This is a genomic window from Shewanella sp. DC2-4 (assembly GCF_013248875.1).
GTDB classification, from domain to species: Bacteria; Pseudomonadota; Gammaproteobacteria; order Enterobacterales; family Shewanellaceae; genus Shewanella; species Shewanella oncorhynchi.
In genome coordinates this window covers 2852412-2868195 of record NZ_JABRVR010000002.1, presented here as the reverse complement: position 1 = coordinate 2868195, position 15784 = coordinate 2852412, and the positions used below count along the sequence as shown (strand labels likewise).

The 15784-nt window shown below is 43.0% G+C and carries 10 protein-coding genes; 7 read left to right on the top strand and 3 right to left on the bottom strand.

All coding sequences use genetic code 11. The features are described 5' to 3' along the window. Positions 1-87 precede the first annotated feature (87 nt). On the bottom strand, positions 88-2250 hold the full coding sequence (locus tag HQQ92_RS13305) for a lipopolysaccharide assembly protein LapB (RefSeq protein WP_173245975.1): 2163 nt from the start codon (positions 2248-2250) through the stop codon (positions 88-90). A gap of 134 nt (positions 2251-2384) precedes the next feature. Between HQQ92_RS13305 and HQQ92_RS13300 the strand changes: the two genes are divergently transcribed. Beyond that, entirely contained in the window at positions 2385-4196 is a 1812-nt protein-coding gene (locus HQQ92_RS13300) for a M61 family metallopeptidase (protein WP_173245972.1), read from the top strand. A gap of 170 nt (positions 4197-4366) precedes the next feature. On the opposite strand, the gene rdgC is transcribed toward HQQ92_RS13300, so the two are convergent. Beyond that, positions 4367-5281 carry a recombination-associated protein RdgC gene (gene rdgC, locus HQQ92_RS13295; protein ID WP_113941038.1) on the bottom strand — a complete coding sequence of 305 codons (915 nt, stop codon included), beginning with the start codon at positions 5279-5281 and terminating at the stop codon, positions 4367-4369. A 291-nt stretch (positions 5282-5572) separates the two neighbouring features. Here rdgC and HQQ92_RS13290 point away from each other — a divergent pair, with 291 nt between their 5' ends. The 5 genes from HQQ92_RS13290 to HQQ92_RS13270 all read left to right on the top strand — a co-directional run bounded on the left by HQQ92_RS13290 (position 5573) and on the right by HQQ92_RS13270 (position 12716). Further along, a complete protein-coding gene (locus tag HQQ92_RS13290) occupies positions 5573-6541 on the top strand; it encodes a porin (protein WP_168823290.1) in 969 nt (322 codons plus the stop codon). A gap of 186 nt (positions 6542-6727) precedes the next feature. After that, on the top strand, positions 6728-7417 hold the full coding sequence (gene phoB / locus HQQ92_RS13285; protein WP_006085167.1) for a phosphate regulon transcriptional regulator PhoB: 690 nt from the start codon (positions 6728-6730) through the stop codon (positions 7415-7417). 80 nt (positions 7418-7497) lie between these two features. Then, positions 7498-8796 carry a phosphate regulon sensor histidine kinase PhoR gene (gene phoR / locus HQQ92_RS13280; RefSeq protein WP_173245969.1) on the top strand — a complete coding sequence of 433 codons (1299 nt, stop codon included), beginning with the start codon at positions 7498-7500 and terminating at the stop codon, positions 8794-8796. A gap of 481 nt (positions 8797-9277) precedes the next feature. After that, positions 9278-10249 carry a PstS family phosphate ABC transporter substrate-binding protein gene (locus tag HQQ92_RS13275; RefSeq protein WP_113941039.1) on the top strand — a complete coding sequence of 324 codons (972 nt, stop codon included), beginning with the start codon at positions 9278-9280 and terminating at the stop codon, positions 10247-10249. Positions 10250-10862: 613 nt separating this feature from the next. After that, a complete protein-coding gene (locus HQQ92_RS13270) occupies positions 10863-12716 on the top strand; it encodes a M1 family metallopeptidase (protein ID WP_173245966.1) in 1854 nt (617 codons plus the stop codon). A 1016-nt stretch (positions 12717-13732) separates the two neighbouring features. On the opposite strand, the gene HQQ92_RS13265 is transcribed toward HQQ92_RS13270, so the two are convergent. Further along, positions 13733-14218, bottom strand: coding sequence for a glutathione peroxidase (locus HQQ92_RS13265; RefSeq protein WP_028760673.1), 486 nt, complete (start codon positions 14216-14218; stop codon positions 13733-13735). Between the two features lie 152 nt (positions 14219-14370). On the opposite strand from HQQ92_RS13265, the gene HQQ92_RS13260 reads away from it, so the two are divergent. Then, positions 14371-15741: a magnesium transporter gene (locus tag HQQ92_RS13260; protein WP_028760672.1), complete on the top strand. Its 1371-nt coding sequence runs from the start codon at positions 14371-14373 to the stop codon at positions 15739-15741. The last annotated feature ends 43 nt before the right edge of the window (positions 15742-15784 follow it).

The window sequence follows — 15784 nt, the reverse complement described above, 5'->3', positions numbered from 1 at the left end:
TAACTCATATGATACTAATGTTATAACACTGGGCGTAGAGTGCAAATGCGATTTGCCTGTGACTCTGTGATTAATTACCGATATTGATCAAATATTTTCCAATAATTGCCTATCTTGGTTATTTTCCCAGCAAGGCCAGCGAATATCTTCTTTATTGCCGTTGGTCTCTAATCTGATTAATCCACGCTCAATGCCTTTTTCAAGGTGTAAAAATAACGGATTTGCAAATAAGCTCAAAGGAACAAAGTCGAGGGCTCTGAGAGCGACATAATAGTCGTTATTTCCACCTAAACTACGGGCACAGGCAAGCGCCATCTGCACTGTTTCAAATTTTAATTTCGCGGCCATTTTAATTTCTGATTTCGCTAAAAGTGGCAAATGCGCAAAGCCAAGACGGAAATGATGTGTGATTTGCTGTTGATCGAGTTTCAGGCGTACTTGGCTGAGTATTTGTGTCGGCTCAATAGGTTGCGTGAAACGAACCGCAAATACCCCTTGGCGTACCACATAAACAGATGCTGCGAGTGCATCCGTTAGATGATTGGCAATTTGCGCTGTTACTGCATCACTAAAATATTGGCCATAGTCCAGATCCGCCGTAAGTTGGGTGGGGAAGGCGATAATCCCGAGTGCCGTTGTGGATTCCTGACTTTGATTATGGCTTAAGTGCGCTAATAATGCGGCATACCCTAAATTGTGAGTGAAGGGTTCCTGTAGCGTTAATTGAGTTAATGCCGCGTTTTTAGCCGTTATTTTGCGACGATTTTGTAGCATGAAAATAATCACGAGCAGCAAGAGTCCGGCAATAAGGCTGCAAATGAGCAGTAGCGTGTGAGTGTTGTTGCTTTCTTTCACTGTCTCAACGAGTTTTCCCTGTAGCATGTTGAGCTCAAGTTTAAGCTGTTGCTCTGCAAGGGCAGAGGCCGACACTGGGGAGTCTTTATCTGTCTCCGCTGGCTTTTTACCTAGCTCAATGATACGGGCTTGGGCATCGATGGTTTTTGCTAATTCACCTAATTTTTGCGCCGCCGAGGCGATAAGTGTGAGTGCGGATTTTTGTTCATCGACCAGTTTTAAATCGACCGCGAGTGCTAATGCGATATCGGCATGGGCCATCATCAGCGGCCAATCTTGGTTGGTTTGGGCGATTTCACCAATTAAGAGTTCGTTATAAACTTGATAGTGATGGCTTTGTTTTTCTTTGAATATTTGATTGGCCATCAGTAAATATTTTAGGGCGTTAACATTGTCTTTAATATTTGAGTAGGCTTGTCCTAAATTATGGAAATTAAGCCCTTGTGCGATGTAGTTACCGCGTTTTGCATCTAATTGCTGGGCATTTAGGTAGTAATCAATCGCTTTATGCCAATCCCCTTGTTCGCCATAGACCATAGCGATCACTGTCATACAACTTGAAAGATAAGTGTCATTGCCCATTTTTTTAAATCCAGCCGCGGCTTCATGAGCGTTTTTAAGCGCTTCATCCCACTGCTTTAAATCACGATATACCTTAGAAAGTTGTAATTGCAGATTGGTTTTCATTGAAGGGTAATTAGAACGATTGGAGATCCGAATCGCTTCACTATAATGCTGTAATGATTTTGTAAGCTGCTGGTTAAAATTGTAATAAAAGCCAAGCCTCGCTTCAGCCGCCGCGATTAAGTAATCGTTTCTGAGTTTATAGGCAATGTCGCGGTATGTGTGGAAGTGCATCAGTGCAGGCACTTCCTGGCGGATCAATAAATGTAAGCCACCTAGATGTTCATGAATATTGTGTTTAAGAATTAATGCTTCGATGTCATAGCTGTCGTTGATGCGGGTGAGCGCTTCATTATAAAGACCAATCGCTTCTTGATATTTCTGTTCCGTACGGCCAAGGTAACGGCCATTTAACATGGCGACCATGGCAAGTTCGTAGGGCGATTGCGCCGCAGTCGATAGGAGTTCAATCAAGCTTTTTGCGTTTTGAAAATCGACCTTGGTTTTAACGTTTGGCTCCATATTGAGGCGGGCCAGTAAATACAAAATCTGTTCAAATTCGAGTGGATTGTAGCCTTGCTCTTGGGCTGCGCGCTCAAATTGGTCACGGTTTTGAAATGCGAGGGGAAAGGAAATCGTTTTGTTGAGTGCATCATACATTTGCTGCGGTGATTCTCTTAACTCAACCTCATCCGCTTCGAGATCTCGGCTTTGGACTGTAAAAGGTAGTGACAGCAACAGAGTAAATAAAATAACCGTGAGTTTTTGCATTTGAACTGTGATTCCTCATTCCTTTAGTCAAGGAACTTATTTTGTTAGCTTTTGTTAGCGCCTAATGAGGATGCTACATCGACTTGTTATACTTGGAAAAATCATAAGAAGCATAATAACAGAAGGAAGCAAGAGTGAAACCCAACAGACTATCAATCTTGATATTGAGCGCATTATTTTCGGGTCAAGTATTGGCCGATGTGAAATACCAAATCGACCTTATTAAACCCGAACACCATATTGCCCAAGTGAGTGTCACTTTTCCTGAAGTGAAGACGAACGATTTTACGGTGAATCTCCCTGTGTGGCGGACGGGCAAATATCAAGTATTGCCTTTGGCCGATGGTGTGCGCTTATTTAGTGCTAAAGATAGTCAAGGTCATGAACTGCAATGGAAGCGCACCGCGAGCGGTGAATGGCAAGTGGCGCTCACGCAGCCAACCCGTGTTACCGTCAGTTATCAATTGTACGCTAATGAATTAGGCCAAAGGGTGCGCCATATTGACGCGAGCCATGCCTATTTGGATGCTAGCGGTGTGTTCATGTACAGTCCGCAATTTCGCTCTGAACCAATATCCGTAGAATTAAAAGTGCCTAAAAATTGGCAAAGTTACTCTGGGATGTCATCGGGTAAGGCCGCTCATTCCTTTATTGCCCCTAATTATGATGTGTTGATCGACTCCCCGATTGAAACTGGTGTGAGTACTCATAAACAATTTAGTGCTAATGGTAAAAACTATGAATTGGTGTTTTGGGGGGAAGGTAACTATGACACGGACAAAATAGTAAAAGATCTTAAAGCCTTAAGCGGTCAAGCTAAGGTGATTTGGGATGATTATCCTTTTGATCGTTACGTTTATATGGTGCATGCAACGAGTGGTGCCAGTGGCGCGACAGAACATTTAAACTCTACTGTCATTCAACTGCCGCGCTTTAGTTTCCGTGAACGCAAGGACTACCTGCGCTTTATTAGCACTGCATCCCATGAGTTTATCCATACCTGGAACGTGAAGGCTTATCGCCCCGAGGGATTAGTTCCCTATGATTATCAACATGAAAATATGACGGAATTACTGTGGATGGCTGAAGGTTCTACCAGTTATTTTCAAGATCAGTTGCTGTTGCGGGCTGGAGTGATAACAGTTAAAGAGTTCCTCGAAGATTTAGCCAAGCGCGTCGAGAAAAACCAACTCAATCCAGGTCGTGAAACTCAATCTGTGGCAGAGGCGAGTGCAGGGGAGTGGAGCAGTATCGGTGGCGATTATGCCATTAACCACAGTGTAAATATTTACTCAGAGGGCTACTTAACCTCTTTAGCCTTAGATTTTTCATTGCAGCAAGACTCCGAGCTTAAGTATTCATATCGCGATGTGCACCGTCGTTTATATCAAGATCATCGCGTACCAAAAGGCTATGGTGTTAGTGATGTTCAGTACATTCTTAAAGACTTATCTGGCAAAGATTATGCGTCTTGGTGGCAAGCCAATGTGAATAGTCCCATGAGTTTAGATTTCCCAGAATTATTATCACAGGCAGGGTTAAATCTGTCCTATGGTAAAGATTCAAAAGCTGAGGCATTTGCGGGAATGACCTTGAGCAGTACCCATGGCTCTTTAGTGTTAGACCAAGTGTTGCGTAATGGTCCTGCTTGGCAAGCGGGCATAGTTGCGGGGGATGAAGTATTAGCGATTAATGGTCTCAAGGTGACTGCTGCGGGTTTCTATAAGCGCATCAAAGACTTTAAGGTTGGCGATAGTGTAGAGGTGATATTATTTAGCAACGATAAAATCAAGCAAGTACAGCTCATCCTTGGCGAGCAGCAAAGCGGTAAGCTAGTGCTCAAGGGGGATGCAAAAGCGACTAAACAGCAAAAAGCTTTCTTCAAGACTTGGTTAGGCATTGATTGGCCGTTTGACAATAAAGGCGAGTTAGCGACTAAAGCTTAATGTGGTTAGGACTTCATATTTAGCATCTAAATGCCTTTGTCTTAAAGCCACCTAAAGTAAAATCGTCACAAAAAAGGCGCAACCATTATTTTGATGGGGCGCCTTTTCTTATCTTGTACGGCTCAGTCTAACAAGCGAATTGCAGATCTCGTCTGCTTAACGATTTCTGCTTAAACTTGTGCGTCTTCGAGTCCACCAAGGGCGGCCACGAGTGCATGCATCAAGGCGACTAACTCGCTGCCCATTAGGGCAAAGTCTGCATCTAAACGGGCCATAGGATCGTCAGTGCCGACTTCATCGTTCCCTGCTCTAAATTCTTCAGAGAATTTAAGGCGCTTCACGCTGGCATCTGATTGCAATAATAGTGCAATCGATTGGCCGAAATGCAGCGCTAACTTGTGTACTTGCTTACCTGTAGCTAAGTGAGCTAACACTTCGTCTTCTTTCAAATCCTGCTGCTTAAAGCGCACAATTCCGCCTTCATCAGCTTCAGATTTTAGCTCGGCTTCGTCTTGCATTTCAAAGGGTAATGGTGCGCTGCCAAGTTTTAACCATTCAGTTAAATTGGATTCGACTGGCGCTTTAAAGCTCAGTGGGATCACAGGTAAACTGCCGAGAGCTTTACGTAATAACGCTAATAATTCTTCGGCCTTAGTGGCACTTGAACTATCAACGAGGATCATTTCTAGCTCAGGCAAAATCAAGGCGTGGGTTTGGCTTCGACGCGAAAAAGCGCGTGGCAGTAGGCTAGTGATGATTTCATCTTTTAGCGCATCTTTTTCTTTTTTCGCCAGTTTACGATTTTCTTCATCTTCAATGAGAGCCACTTTTTCTTCTAAGGCTTCTTTGATGACTTGGCCTGGCAGAATTTTCTCTTCTTTAGTCACGCAGATCAGATGGCGATTGTCAGCGCTATGGACCAAAGAACTGCCTTTTTTGCCTAACGCATTTGAGAAACCAAATTTACTGACATCTTGGCTTGAGCAGGGGGAGAAAGTGAAATCGGCCAACGCAGTTTCTAGCGCTTCGGTTTCGACGGCAAAAGGTTTATTGAAACGATAAAGAGTAAGATTTTTAAACCACATAAGAGGCGCCCATTGAAAATTAAAGTGGCAGTTTACGGCATAGTTTGGACGGGGTAAACCTGTGTTCAATAGCTGATTTTTAACGGAAGATCAGAATTCATTAAACTGTAACATAATAATTAGCTTAGCTGCAGCCTGCATTTTTACTGGGTTTTGTGCCTGGCTTCACGTCAGCTTTTTTGCTCGCCAACGTTAATGGTCACAATTGAAATAAAATTGAAACACATTCATTGCAAACTTTCGGTCGTTCCAAACCAATAACCAAGACGAACATAACGTCGAAAGGATTAAATGATGAACGTTTTTTGTAAAACTCTACTTGCTTCTGCGCTAGCTTCTGCAACTCTGGCTTCAGCTAATGCCGCTGAGCCACTGACTGTTTATGGTAAGTTGAATGTCACTGCTCAATCAAATGATGAGAAAGGTGATGCTACAACAACTATTCAAAGTAATGCTTCTCGTTTTGGTGTGAAGGGTGATTTTGCGCTGTCTAGCTCGCTGGAAGCTTTCTACACAGTGGAATATCAAGTTGATACAGGTGCAGCATCAAGCGATAACTTTACTGCACGTAACCAATTTGTTGGTTTGAAAGGCGCATTTGGTTCGTTCTCTGTGGGTCGTAATGATACCTTGTTGAAAATTTCTCAAGGTGATGTTGATCAGTTTAACGACCTTTCAGGTGACTTAGGTAAGCTGTTCAAGGGTGAAGTTCGTGCTGCTCAAACGGCGACTTACCTTACGCCTTCCTTTGGTGATTTTGTATTTGGTGTTACCTATGTTGCCGAAGGAAATGATGTAAAAGGTCAATTTGCTCAAGATGGTTTTAGCTTAGCGGCCATGTATGGTGATGCGAAACTGAAGAAAACACCCGTTTATGCATCTCTTGCTTATGACTCTGATGTGTCTGGATATGAGATTGTTCGTGCCAGCTTACAAGCTAAGTTAGCCGGTATTAAACTGGGTGGTATGTACCAGCAACAAGAGCAAACCTATAAATTTGATTCTGCAACGTCGATGCCAGTTGAAGTCACTGCAGAAAGTGCTAACGGCTATCTATTAAGCGCTGCCTATGATATCGATGCTGTTACTTTAAAAGCTCAGTTCCAAGATATGGAAGAACTTGGTGATTCATGGTCGGTAGGTGCAGACTACAGTTTAGGTAAGCCAACTAAACTATTCGCTTTCTACACGAACCGCTCGTTAGAAGCGTCTACAGATGATGACAAATACATTGGTGTTGGCTTAGAACACAAATTCTAAATCCAGCATTAAAACTCAATTAAGGAGGCATATAGCCTCCTTTTTTATTGCTATAAACAAACAGTTATATAAACTTATTATGACAAATATTACTACTATATAGCTCAAGCGGCGTGCTTATTCATAAATCTGTAATAAAAATGACTAATAATAGCCGTGTTGACATTCACTGACAGAAAATCACTTATGACTGCAAGGATATTGATAGTAGAAGACGAGTTGGCCATCCGCGAGATGCTGACTTTTGTAATGGAACAGCATGGGTTTACAACCTCTGCGGCGGAAGATTTTGATTCGGCCATTGCGCTGCTAAAGGAGCCTTACCCCGATCTGATTTTATTGGATTGGATGTTTCCTGGCGGAAGTGGTATTCAATTGGCGAAACGCTTAAAGCAAGATGAGTTTACGCGCCAAATTCCGATCATTATGTTAACCGCCCGCGGTGAAGAGGAAGATAAAGTCAAAGGCCTCGAAGTTGGCGCCGATGATTACATCACTAAACCTTTTTCCCCTAAAGAGCTGGTCGCACGTATTAAAGCCGTATTGCGTCGCAGTGCACCGACTCGTTTAGAAGAAACCATTGATGTACAGGGCTTAATGCTCGATCCTGTGAGTCACAGGGTGAGTGTGGGTGAAACTGTATTAGATATGGGCCCAACCGAATTTCGTTTATTACACTTTTTCATGACCCATCCTGAGCGTGTTTACAGCCGTGAACAGCTGCTCGATAATGTGTGGGGCACCAATGTGTATGTTGAAGACAGAACCGTTGACGTGCATATCAGACGCCTTCGTAAAGCCGTTGAAGAGTCTGGTCATGATCGCTTGATCCAAACGGTTCGTGGCGCTGGTTATCGTTTCTCTACACGCATTTAGTGCTGAATAACTGTTAGGCACAAGTTAGCTTTTACGCTATCTTGTGCTCCTCTTATTTAGCCTGATGTTTGGGTTTATTTATGTCTGACTCTTATTCAGGGTATCGGTTGTTTACGCGCTTAGGTTTATATCTACTGCTTTGCGCGCTAATAGGTTTATTGGTAGGGAAACTTCTCTGGATACTCTTTATCGGCACGCTAGGGTTAGTTTGCTGGCATTACCGACAATTATCACGGCTTAACTTTTGGTTATGGCGGGATAGGAAACTCACGCCGCCGCAGGGCAGTGGGAGCTGGGAAGGTGTATTTAACGGTATTTATCGCCTTCAAGGGAAGAATCGTCGACGAGTCGGTCAACTGGCCGCACTGCTGGCACGATTTCGTCAAGGTGCTGAGGCGTTACCCGATGCCGCTGTCGTGCTTGATTCAGAGCATAATATTTTATGGTGTAACAAGTTAGCGCAACTCATTCTCGGTTTTGTGTGGCCACAGGATAATGGTCAACGAATCGATAATTTAATCCGTCATCCTGATTTTTCTGCTTACATTAAATCCGCACAATACAAAGAGCCGCTGGAGTTACCTTCGCCAGTATCGGATAGGCGTTTGCTTGAAATCCGTATCATGGCTTACGGTGACAGGCAGTTACTGTTAATTGCGCGGGATATCACTCGTATACGTCAGCTTGAGGGAATGCGTAAAGAGTTTGTCGCCAATGTGTCGCATGAATTAAAAACGCCGCTCACTGTGTTACAGGGTTACCTCGAAATGATGCAAAGCATGGCTGAGCCTGATTCGATGAACGTCAAGCCGTTAGCATTGATGCAGCAGCAGACGCGACGAATGCAATCTATGGTCGAACAGCTATTGATGTTATCGCGAATTGAAGATGCGGCTGATATTAACCTCGAAAACACTGTGAATATGACGCAGTTGATGGAGGTGCTCAAGGAGGAAGCTAAGGCGCTGGCACAAGAGAAGTATGAATTGAGTTTCTATTGTGAGCCTGGACTTGATTCTCACGGCAATGAATTACAGCTGAGAAGTGCCTGTTCTAACTTGATTTCTAATGCGATTCGTTACACAGAACCTGGCGGGAAAATTACAGTGCAGTGGTGCAGTGTGGCTACGGGTGCCATCTTTAGCGTAACGGATACGGGTGAAGGTATTGCGGCTCAGCATATTGGTCGATTAACGGAACGCTTTTATCGGGTAGACAGTGCGCGCTCAAGGCAAACTGGTGGTAGTGGTTTAGGTTTAGCGATAGTAAAACATGCGCTTAACCACCATCACAGTAAGCTTAAAATCAGCAGTGAAGTCGGTAAAGGCAGTACTTTTAGCTTTATTATCCCTTTGCATCTTATCGAACGTAAGAAATAGTATGTGTGAGTGAAACATTTACAATAAATAATAAAAACAGGCCATTAGGGCCTGTTTTTGTTTCTAGGTTTATTGAGTCTTTATTATACCAATAGTATTAAATATCTGTTCATTCAGCGGGGATTCAACGCGCTTTAGACAAGGCGAATGCTTGAAGGCATAGTGGTGCTCTGTCGAAAGCCTTTAACGCAGTATAAAGCGCGTTGAAATCCGCCCTTCGGGAGCCACACAGGCATCCCACTCCGGTGTTGCATGAATGACCATTTCTGCGTCAATGCGCCTTGGATTGAAATGCCTGTGAGGCTCTGAACTGATTAGATATTTAATGTGATTGGTATTAATGACAGAAAAAAGCGATAAATAGTGCATTGTCATTTAAGTGTCATATCACGGACATAGAATTGTCATTGTAGCGATTGATACTGGCTGCGTCTGAAGAAACTTAAGTTACAAATTAGTTAGCTTACTACTGGAGCACATAATGAAACTGAAAAAGCTTGTCGGCGCGATTACTCTAACAGCCGCTGGTGTATTCTCTGCCACTGCGATGGCATCGATTGATCCATCTCTGCCTACTTATGAAAAAGCGAGCGGTGTATCTGGCAACTTATCATCTGTAGGGTCAGATACCTTAGCCAACATGATGACACTTTGGGCAGAAGAATTTAAACAAATGTACCCTAACGTCAACATTCAGATCCAAGCGGCGGGTTCTTCTACTGCGCCACCAGCGTTGACTGAAGGCACTTCACAGTTCGGTCCTATGAGCCGTAAGATGAAGCCTAATGAAGTTGAAGCGTTCGAAAAGCATTTTGGTTATAAGCCAACTGCGATTCGTGTAGCTATCGATGCTTTAGCCGTATTCGTGCACAAAGATAACCCAATCAAAGGCTTAAGCGTTGAGCAAGTTGATGGCATTTTTTCTTCAACTCACAAATGTGGTAGCAGTGACATCCAACGTTGGGGCGATTTAGGCTTAGACGGTAACTGGTCTGCCAAAGACGTTCAACTTTACGGTCGCAACTCAGTATCGGGCACTTACGGTTACTTTAAAGAGCACGCGCTTTGTAAAGGTGACTTTAAAGCTAACGTAAACGAGCAACCTGGTTCAGCTTCTGTTGTGCAATCTGTTTCTCAATCTCTGAATGCGATTGGCTACTCAGGTATCGGTTACAAAACTGCAGGTGTTAAAGCTGTTGCCATCGCTAAGAAAGGCAATGAGTTTATCGAAGCTACAGCTGAAAACGCGGCTAATGGTACTTACCCACTATCACGTTACTTATACGTTTACGTGAACAAGCAACCAAACAAAGACTTAGCACCAATGGAAAAAGAATTCCTGCGTTATGTATTGTCTAAGCAAGGTCAGCAAGTGGTAGAGAAAGATGGCTATGTGCCAGTGCCTAATAGCGTAGTTGCTAAAGATTTAGAGCAAGTAGGTATTCGTTTGTAAGTCAAATGGCTTGTTAATCAAGGACCTCCCAGGAGGTCCTTTTTGTTTTTGTGGTTTTAAATGTGTAATGATGTCGGGTTTATACCAAATTAAAGACATAAAAAAAGCAACCTAAGTAGGTTGCTGTAAATTCCAATTCGGAATCTTGGGACGGTCGCGCTAGAAACCATCTAAAGGAGAATGATGATGAACGAAGAAACTCATTACAAAGATTCGGTTCATAATATCTGACTCAGCATCATCAAATTAGTTCAGGGAAAGTGCGAAATATTTTAAATAATTTTGCATTTTGTTTTTATAAAAAGAGGCTGACTCGATTTTTGCCAAGTTTGCACGTCTCAATTTTAGCTGCTTCTACTGTGACTACCGATAAATCCAGCAAGCTAGAGATAGCTTATTGCAAACTCGGTACCTACACCCAAAGATGAACTGTTACAAAAAACTTGTTCCTAAGGAGCTCTAGAGCTCAGTTACGATTTGCCTCTGAGTAAATTTGCAGTCGATAATACCTCCCAATGATTAGTGATAAGTTATCAAGCCCGTCACTACAGCAAGGTAACTCATAACTCACTATTTAGAACATACCGCTCAAAACTTGAATATCGAGGCGACAGTGTTGCAACCAACTAAGAGTACATTAGCTGATGTAGCCCCTTGGGATTTAACCCGAGATTACCATTCTTTTGCGAATACCGAACAAGTGCAAGTGACCCATGTCTCTTTGGATGTCATGGTGGATTTTGACGCGCAGCGTCTTTTCGCTAAAGCGACGCTGTCCTTGGATTTTCTTGAGTGTGATGTAACAGAGCTTTGGCTTGATAGTCGAGATCTAACCATACTTGCTGTGACTTGCTTTAATGCTACAGAGGGGGTGAATGCATTAACAGAAATGGATGAAGAACCGCTCGACTTTGTGCTTAATGAAGCTGACCCCATACTCGGGCAAAAATTGTGTATCACTTTACCTGCATTTCTTTGCAGGCAGGTTTGTATTCACTATCAAACTTCGCCGTCTGCCCAAGGATTACAGTGGCTAGCGCCTGAGCAAACCGCGGGTAAACAGTTACCTTACCTCTTTAGTCAATCGCAACCGATCAATGCCCGCAGTTGGATCCCATTACAAGATACGCCTAAGGCGCGGATCACTTTTGATGCTAAGGTGCAAGTGCCCAAAGGCATGCGCGCCGTTATGAGCGCGATGAATCATCCCGATACGCCACTTAATGGTGTGTTTCACTTTGAGATGGAACAGCCTATTCCGACCCATTTAATGGCCTTGGCTGTGGGTGATATTGCCTTTCAAGCGATAGGTCCAAGATGCGGCGTGTATACCGAGCCGAGCATGCTAGCGGCCGCCGCAAAAGAGTTTGAAGATACTGAACACATGCTCGACGTTGCCGAGTCATTGTTAGGTCCTTACGTATGGGGCCGCTATGACATGATTATCTTGCCGCCGAGTTTCCCATTCGGTGGAATGGAAAATCCGCGTTTAGCCTTTTTAACGCCCACACTCATTGCTGGTGATAAAAGCTTAGTGTCAACCGTTGCCCATGAGTTAGCGCATTCTTGGACGGGCAATTTGGTCAGTAATGCGACTTGGCGTGATCTCTGGTTAAACGAAGGTTTCACGACCTATTTTACTAACCGTATTGTCGAGGCTGTCTACGGCAAAGAACAGGCAGAATTAGAATGGGTAATAGAGTTTGGTCGCTTAAAAGAAGAAATAGCGTCTTTGCCTACGGGTAAGCAAACTTTACCCGCTAATGTGCAGCAGGACGATCCTAATCTTGCTTTTAATCGATTTACTTATGATAAGGCTTCGATGTTTGTCCATGATTTAGAGCGCAGGCTAGGGCGAGTAGAGTTTGATAAATTTTTACTCACTTATGTGAATCATTTTGCGTTTAAAGCCATTACCACCGAAGTGTTTGTCGAGTACGCAAAACAAACTTTACTGCAATTACACGCAGATAAAATCACTGAAGCTGAACTACTAACGTGGATTTATGGTGAAGGCTTACCTGAGGGCTATTGCGGACCAACATCCATGAGTTTAGATAAAGTCGATGATGCGCTGGCGTGTTTTTTACAGGGAACAGCAGCGGGCCGATTAAGCGTTAAAGATTGGCGAGTGCACCATTGGCAATATTTTCTGACCCAATTACCTGAAGTCGTTAGTCAAGTTCAATTGATGGATCTGGATGAAACCTTCCAATTAACCCAATCGACTAATGCAGAAATTGCCTGTGATTGGTTTCGAGTCGCGATTCGTAATCATTATGATCCTGTGTTGCCGGCATTAAGTGCCTATTTAGTGCGTATTGGACGCGGTAAATTTGTGCGGCCACTCTATGCTGAGTTACAAATTGCGGGATATCACTCTGAATTAAAAGACATCTATACAAAGGCGCGTGCAGGCTACCATCCTTCGATTCAAGTTCAATTGGACAAATCACTCAGCTTATAGAAATTTAGGTAAAAAAAATGGCAACCTAAGGTTGCCACAAAGAAATCAGTGTGGGATACAAATAGAATTCAGTGCGCTAGCGTGTTTTCTATTGTGCCCCAAAAGGGAGATGATGATGAACGACCAACCAATTCGACTCAATGCGATAAAACAGAAACTGTGTCATTTGAGTGCATGAAACTGCGACTTCACATATTTCATTCTCAAGGTGCATTTAATCTTATCCGTTAATCCTTACCTATACTCAGAGTCGCCATTTTTAATTAAGTTCACTGATATCAGAAAAAAATCCCAAAAAGTTTAAAAAAGATTTTCTGGGACATTTTTCTGGGAATACTGAGTACTCACACTTAAGTGTTACATTTTTTTACATTAAAATCATGGGGATAAAAAATTAAACGCGTGTCAGTTTATTAATCTATGAGCTAGCGTTAGCGCTTGTTGAAATTTGAGTAAAAAAAATGGCAACCTAAGGTTGCCACAAGGAAATCAGTACGGGATACAAATAGAATTCAATGCGCTAGCGTGTTTTCTATTGTGTCCCAAAAGGGAGATGATGATGAACGACCAACTAATTCGACTCAATGCGATAAAACAGAAACTGTGTCATTTGAGTGCATGAAACTGCGACTTCACATATTTCATTCTCAAGGTGCATTTAATCTTATCTGTTAATCCTTACCTATACTCAGAGTCGCCATTTTTAATTAAGTTCACTGATATCAGAAAAAAGATAAAAAAAGTTTTTGAGAGATATTGCGTGCTCATACTTGGTTGTTACATTTGTTTTACATCTAAATTGAAGGGATAAAAAAAGGCAACCTAATGGTTGCCTAATGACCTATTCCTAGGTCAAGGGGACTGCGCTAGAAGCCCCTGGGAGATGATGAACATGAAAAAGACATTCACTGTTCAATACATTTGAGGGGCCTTGTACGGTTAAAGTTCCATAAAAAAAATTAAAATAAATCTAAATTTTTTATAAACTGCAAGATTTCAAATAGATAGTGATTAAATTATTTTAGCAAAGCAGCAATTTTACTTTCTAATGCTTCGGGTTTTGTCGTTGATGCAAATCTTTCGATTGCTTCGCCTTGGCGATTAACTAAAAATTTAGTGAAATTCCATTTGATACCTTGAGTGCCTAATACGCCGGGAGCGGCTTTTTTAAGGTATTGATAAAGTGGATGGGTATGTTCGCCATTCACTTCTATTTTAGAAAATAGCGGAAACGTCACGCCAAAATTCAATTCACAAAAGGCTTGAATGCCTTGTTCATCGGCTTTTTCTTGGGCGCCAAATTGATTGCAAGGAAAGCCCAAAATCACTAATCCTTTATCTTTGTATTCTTGATATAGCGTTTCTAATCCTTTGTATTGCGGTGTAAATCCACATTCACTTGCGGTGTTGACGATTAAGAGTACTTTGCCTCGATACTGCTCTAAACTTACCGCGTTGCCTTGAATGTCTGTTGCTGATTGGCTGTATATATTCGTAGTCATGTTCACCTCCGTAGGATCTTAGCTAAACAGCATAAACCTTAAAATAATTTTCAGCAATATAATTGCGCGCAATTTATTTTTGTGGGTTTGCTAATTTACTTAATTATCAATATAGTTACAGCAATTTTGTGGCTAAAGAAAAGGGCATCTGTGTGATAGAAAATGACGCAGAATACGAAACAAACATGCAAGCGGATGTGGGGCAAGTAGTTCAACAACTCACTGAAGTTGAAGGCGAAGAACAGGCTGAAGTGTTTAGTGAAATTCTGAATGACTCAGAACCTGGAACCATAGCCTTAGCGCTTGAGTCCTTGCCCTTGGATGAGCGTTATGAGCGTTGGCAGCAAGTTGAATTTGCTGACAGAGTGACTGTGCTGAGCCTAATGCGTGCCGATCCACGCATGGGGATCCTGAAGCGGATGCCTGACAATGAAGTGGATCTGTTATTTGCGCAATTAAGCCCTGAAGATTTAATTGAGTGGAGTGATTATCTTCCTGAAAGTTTTACCGATCGTGCCTTGGCCCAGATGGGCGAGCGTCAGCGACAACGATTCGAACTCTACGATCAATACTCTGAGAATGAAATCGGCCGCTATACCGATCATCAAATGTTGGTGCTCAGTGATAAGGCGACAGTTGCTCAAGCGCAGCGCTTCTTTCGCCGTATAGAGCTCGATTGTAACGACAATTTGTTTATCGTGGATGATCTGGATAAGTATCAAGGTACTGTTCGTCGTTATGATATTTTTAAACATAATCCCGATGAGTTATTGATTTCACTTTTGTCTGAGGACTGCCGTGCGTTATCCGCCGATACGAGTCTTTTGGAAGCGGCCGAAGCGATAGAGCACAGCCGCGAAATTGAATTGCCTGTGATTGATGAGTCCGGAGAGTTAATCGGTCGTGTGACGCTACGAACCGCAACGGCATTAGTGCGTGAGCATTATGAGGCGCAGTTGATGGCAACTGCGGGTATGGATGAATCCGACGACTTGTTCGCCCCTATTATGAAAGGTGCTCAGCGCCGTGCTGTATGGCTTGGGATCAATTTACTGACGGCTTTCCTTGCCTCAGCGACCATTGGTTTATTTGAAAATGTCCTATCGCAAGTGGTTGCATTAGCGGTGTTGATGCCGATTGTCGCTTCTATGGGCGGCATCGCGGGGAGCCAATCTCTAACGCTAATGATCCGCGGCATGGCCATGGGACAGATTTCGGCGGGTAACTTGTTTTCGCTAATGAAAAACGAACTCGGCATTGGCATAGTTAACGGATTTTTGTGGGCGATAGTGATAGGTTTAGTCTCTGGCTGGTGGTTCGGTGAAGCGACGATAGGTATAGTGATTGGCTGTGCGATATTGATTAATATGGCCGTTGCCGCTATTGCTGGGGTGATAGTGCCTATGGTGTTACAGAAGTTTAATCAAGACGCGGCGTTATCGGGTTCAGTGATCTTAACGACTGTGACCGATGTGGTGGGTTTCTTTACTTTCTTAGGTATGGCGACGTTGTTATATCTGTAGCGTGGGTTCTTGGGTGAGTTTGGAAGATGAATGCACGGCAATT

Coding starts and splice junctions, on each gene's coding strand:
- phoB (WP_006085167.1), top strand. CDS start 6,728: ATGACTGCAAGGATATTGATAGTAGAAGACGAGTTGGCCATCCGCGAG.
- HQQ92_RS13265 (WP_028760673.1), bottom strand. CDS start 14,218: ATGACTACGAATATATACAGCCAATCAGCAACAGACATTCAAGGCAAC.
- phoR (WP_173245969.1), top strand. CDS start 7,498: ATGTCTGACTCTTATTCAGGGTATCGGTTGTTTACGCGCTTAGGTTTA.
- rdgC (WP_113941038.1), bottom strand. CDS start 5,281: ATGTGGTTTAAAAATCTTACTCTTTATCGTTTCAATAAACCTTTTGCC.
- HQQ92_RS13290 (WP_168823290.1), top strand. CDS start 5,573: ATGATGAACGTTTTTTGTAAAACTCTACTTGCTTCTGCGCTAGCTTCT.
- HQQ92_RS13275 (WP_113941039.1), top strand. CDS start 9,278: ATGAAACTGAAAAAGCTTGTCGGCGCGATTACTCTAACAGCCGCTGGT.
- HQQ92_RS13305 (WP_173245975.1), bottom strand. CDS start 2,250: ATGCAAAAACTCACGGTTATTTTATTTACTCTGTTGCTGTCACTACCT.